Below are 614 nucleotides of genomic sequence, written 5' to 3' on the forward strand. Positions count from 1 at the left end.
TCATCAAGCAACCACTCAGAAACATCATCAACTTGCGCGGCTAATTCAGCATGTGCTTGGGCTAGCTCAGCAAGCTTGGCTTTTACCTCACTTCGATTATATTTAATGTCCGTCAGCGTTTCTTTTAATAGCTCAATTAACTCCACGTTTAATGCATCCGAGAAGATAACCACCTCCGTAATCACTGCCTGCTGAACATCCATATGCAAATCAATAATACCCCAATCAAAACGGGTTTCTATATGATGATTAAACTGCGGCGTCTTGCCAAAGCGCCAGTCCCAATCGGCCATTTGCTGATAGTATTTATTCAGGTTAGGCTGCTTGGCGAGACTGGCTTCATCCAACTCTTCTACGGGCGTAGTGTCGCCATAATCAGTGACATGATAGTATTCGTAAAACGCCTCGATAATCGCCTCGGATAAAATCTCATGATTGATGTCTTCATTAAACTCAACCAAGTTAGCCACACGAGAACGCACCGATTTGATACCTTTGGCTTGCAACTTGAGCGGATGCGGATTGAGATAATCGCCTAGCTTTTGCATATTGGCATTGACCAATAAAGTACCGTGATGAAAGCTGCGATCCGCCGCATGTTTAAAGGCGCTACC

The 614-nt window shown here is 44.5% G+C and carries 1 protein-coding gene; it reads right to left on the reverse strand.

What is annotated here, in order from left to right:
• A partial coding sequence (locus ACTXGO_RS15835; protein WP_443575194.1) for a lipoate protein ligase C-terminal domain-containing protein occupies nt 1-614 on the reverse strand: 614 nt, incomplete at both ends.

The organism is Psychrobacter sp. T6-1 (assembly GCF_052258445.1).